At 68.0% G+C, this 4,555-nt stretch carries 1 pseudogene; it reads right to left on the bottom strand.

The window, feature by feature from the left end:
* Positions 1–4 precede the first annotated feature (4 nt).
* Positions 5–4,534, bottom strand: a pseudogene (locus A5701_RS04915) (amino acid adenylation domain-containing protein); the annotation flags it as partial.
* Between the last annotated feature and the right edge of the window lie 21 nt (positions 4,535–4,555).

Raw genomic sequence — 4,555 nt, 5'->3', positions numbered from 1 at the left:
GGCCTCAGCTGCCGGCCGCGCGGGCCCGCGACACCACCTGCATCGACAAGATGCTGTCGCCGCCCAGGTCGAAGAACGATTCGTCGACCCCGACCCGGTCCAGCCCGAGCACTTGGGCGTAGATCCCGGCCAGGATCTCTTCGGTCGGGGTCTGCGGTGCGCGGAAGGGCGTGTCGGCAAAGACCGGCGCCGGCAGCGCCTTTCGATCGATCTTGCCGGACGAGGTCATCGGGAACTCGTCGAGCACCATGATCTGCGTCGGCAACATGTAATCCGGCAACCGCGCGCTCAATTGGCGTCGGACGGCGCTGATCCGCGTGTTGTTGCGCGGGTCGTTGGCGGGTTCGTCGTGACCATCGCGGTTCGGCAGGTATACGTCGCTGATGGTCGGGATGCTTCCCTCCGCAGCGGCCGTGAAGACGGCATCAAGCGTGCCCGGTTGAGCGCCCCACGTGACCGCGACGCGATAGCCAATGGCTTCGCCGAGGCGGTGCAGTGCTTCGGGTGTCGCGGTGCCGTTCGATTCCACCCGGGTGGCCTCAGCGAGCGCGTCGGTCAGGGGTAGCCCCGCCGCCAGGCCCTGTCCGATTTGGACGTCGGTGACCAAGCCGGCGCGCGGGATTCCGCATATTCGGATGTCGGCGGGACGGTCGGAGTTCAATCGATTCTGCAGCCCGTTCAAGCCGGCGCAATCGGCCCACGCCCAGGTCGGGGCGGCGCCCAGGGAATGCACCGATGTGGGCGCCTTGTGCACGACGACGTCGTAGCGGTACCGGGTGAGTTCGTTGTCGGCCGCTCCGCGCTTGACTTGGATGTCGAGCGCCGACACCGCCGGATGGCCGGCCGCCCAACCGGTGAAAAACTCTGGGGCGAGCAGGAGTTCGGCCTCGCCGACGACGGCGCGCTGGATGCGGTGACGAAGTTCGGCCGCGTCTGTGTTGCCGCTGCGGGCGAGCGCCACCGCGGTCTGGAATGCGCCCTGCAGGCTGTGGTTGCGGACATCGCCGATGAACAGCGATCCGCCGGGGCACAGGAGTTCCATGACACTGTCGATGAGGTCGGCCAGATACCCCGCGTTGGGGAAGTACTGAACGACCGAGTTGAGGATCACGGTGTCGAAGAAGCCCAGCGGCAGGCCCTCGGTCACGTGGGCGGGTCGAGTCAGCAGCTGGACGCGGTCTCGCCAGGGTAGCTCCAGCCGTTCCATCGAGCGGGCGAGGTAATCGATTGCCGCCGCGGACATGTCGGTGGCCACGTAACGCTCGCACTGCGGGGCGATTTGTGAGAGAACCAGGCCCAGGCCCACCCCGATCTCCAGTACCCGCCGCGGTCGCAGGGCCATGATCCGGTCCACGGTCAGCGAACGCCATTCCTCCATCTCCGCGAGCGGGATCGGCTCGCCGGAGTAGCTGCTGTTCCATCCCCGGAAGTCGGTGCCGAGCCCGGAGGTGCCGGCCTCGGCGCCGTAGAGGTCGTCGTAGACGTGCTGCCACTGCGCGACGATTTCGTCGTCGTCGTCGTCGTCGTTGTCGGCGGTGGCGGCGTGCTCGAGGGCCACGTAGGCGACGAGGTTGGCGCCGGTCCCGCCGTTGTGCATCGTGGCTGCGGCCATGGTGACGTGCGGGCAGGCCAGCAAGCTGTTCTCGATCTCCCCCAATTCGATTCGTTGTCCACGGAGTTTGACCTGGGTGTCGGCGCGCCCCAAGTAGTCCAGCGTTCCGGCTGCGGTCCAGCGGGCCAGGTCGCCCGTGCGGTACAGGCGTGACCCGGGAACCCCAAAGGGGTTGGCGATGAACCGTTCCGCGGTCAACTCCGCCCGGCCGAGATAGCCGTGCGCGACGGCACGTCCGCCCAGATACAGTTCGCCGACGACGCCGATGGGCGCCAGGCTGAGCCGGGTGTCCAGCACGAGAGCGCACACGCCCGGGACGGGGGTGCCGATTCCCACCGGCTGCCCCGGCGCCAAGGGTCCGCCGCAGGTGGCCCAGATGGTGGCCTCGGTGGGGCCGTAGGCGTTGAACATTCGCCTCTCCGACGCCCAGGCAGCCGCCAACTCGCTTGGGCACGCTTCCCCCGTCGTGATGAGCGTGTCGACCGCGTCGAGGCGGCCGGGGTCCAGCGAGGACAGCACCGACGGGGTCAAGACCGCAGCGTTGACGCGCTGATCACGCAGCAATGCCGTCAACGCCTCGCCCGCAACGGCTTCCGGCGGCGCCACCACCAGCGCCGCCCCCGCCCCGACCGCCAGCAGCAATTCACCGATCGATACATCGAAGGTGGGCGCGGCGAGCATCAGCAGCCGCGTACCCGCATGCAATCCGAAGAGCTCGCCGAGCGAGGCGATTTCCAGCAGGCCACCGTGGCTGACCGCGACTCCCTTTGGGGTGCCGGTGGATCCGGACGTGAAGATAACGTGGGCGGTGCTGTTGACCGTCAGGGGTGCCAGGCGGTCGGCGTCGGTGATCGGGTCAGCGCTCAGCCCGGATAGGTCGAAGTCGTCGACGCGCAGCACGCGGCGGCCGCCGGCCCAGTCAACGGTGCCGGCGTCGCGGGTCAACACGCAAATCGCGTCTGCGGTGTCCAGCACTGTCGCGATGCGCTCGACGGGGTGAGTCCGGTCGACGGGCACGTAGGTTCCACCGGCTTTGACGACGGCCCACCAGGTGACCACCAGTTCCAGACACCGATCCATCGCGACCGCCACCGCGCGCTCCGCGCCGACGCCCGCCGTTATCAGTGCGCGCGCCAACCGTGTCGACGCCTCGTCGAGCTCGCGATACGACATCGAGCGGTCACCGTCGACCACCGCCACCGCGTCCGGGTCGGCAGCCGCCGCTGCCGCCAGCAACTGCGGCGCGACTCCCACCTGTGCATCGACCCCGGTGCCGGCCCACGTCGATTGGACCAATTCACGCTCGCCGCAATCCATCAACGAGATGGCGCCCACCACCACCGCTGGGTCCGCGACCACCGCGTCCAGCACCCGCCCGAACCGATCGACGAGGCGCTCGATGGTGGAGCGGTCGAAGAGATCCGTCGCGTATGTCACCGATCCGGCGGCCCGTGGAGCGGCCGGGTCGTCGGTGGGCACCTCCACCAGTTCGAAGTCCAGGTCGAAGCGCGCCGAGCGGGTGGGCACCGCCCACTGTTCGACGCCGACGCCATCGATCGCGAACGCGTCCGGGCGCACGTTGTTCTGCAGCACCATCAGCACCTGGAACAAGGGGTGGTGCGCGGCCGAGCGCGCGGGATTGAGCCGCTCGACCAACCGCTCGAACGGCACGTCCTGATTGCTGTAGGCGTCCAGGGCTTTATTACGCACCCGCGCAAGGACATCGGTGAACCGGCATGCCGGATCCACTTCCACTCGCAACACCCAGGTGTTGACGAAGAATCCGACCAGGTCGCTGAGCGCACGATCCGACCGCCCGGCGATCGGTGTGCCCAGCACCACGTCGTCACCCACGCCGACCCGGTGCAACAAGACCGCCATGACAGCCTGCAACACCATCGAGGCCGTCGCGTTGTGCGTCGCTGCCAGCTGCTTGATCCCGGCCCAGACCCCCGGCTCGATCAGCAGATCCACCTCGCCGCCGCCGTAGCTGGGCACCGGGGGCCGGACACGATCCGCGGGCAGCGACACGATTTCCGGCAGTCCGGCCAATTCGCCTTGCCAATAGCGCAACTGGCGAGCGATCACACTGTCCGGGTCGGACTCGTCTCCCAGCAGCTCCTGATGCCACAGCGTGTAGTCCACGTATTGCACCGGCAGTTCAGCCCAGTTCGGTATGAGCCCCGCGCATCGGCTTGCGTAGGCGACGCCGATGTCCCTGAACATGGGAGCCAGCGACCAACCGTCAAAGGCGATGTGGTGCAGCACAATCGCGAGCACATGCTCCGCGGGTCCCGTCGAATAGATCTGCGCGCGAATCGGGATCTCCGTCGCCAAATTGAATCGGTGGCTCGCGAGCGCGATCAACTCTCCCGCGACCTCTTGCTGATCGCCCAGCGGCACGACGGTGGTGTCGCCGCGCCGCCACATCCCCGGCTGGGCCGCCAACACCTGCTGGTACGGGACGCCGTCGACGTCCGGGAAGACGGTGCGCAACGACTCGTGGCGGCCGATCAGGTCATCGAGGGCCGCGGTCAGCGCCTCGACGTCCAACTCGCCGGTGATCCGGAAGGCGGTCGGCATGTTGTACGTCGCCACCCCGCCCTCGAACTGGTTGACGAACCACAAGCGGTTCTGGGCGAACGACAGGGGAATCTTGGCGGGGCGCTCCCTGCGTCGCAACGGTTTCCGTCGAGTGCCTCCGGCGAGGCGGGGCGCCAACTCGGCGACGGTGGGGGCCTCGAACAGGGTGCGGACCGAAACGTCGGCGTCCAGGTCGGCGTTGACGGCGGCGATCAGGCGCATGGCCGACAACGAATCCCCGCCGAGGTCGAAGAAGGAGTCGTCGATGCTGATGCGGTCGAGGCCGAGGACTTCGGTGTAGATGGTGGTCAGGAGTTCTTCGATGGGGGTGGTGGGCGCCATCTCGTTGATGGATTGCGG

It is taken from the genome of Mycobacterium sp. E3305, from assembly GCF_001666785.1.
Taxonomy (GTDB): Bacteria; Actinomycetota; Actinomycetes; order Mycobacteriales; family Mycobacteriaceae; genus Mycobacterium.
Note: the sequence above shows the minus strand (reverse complement) of the source record. Positions and strands in the feature narration are given on the sequence as shown.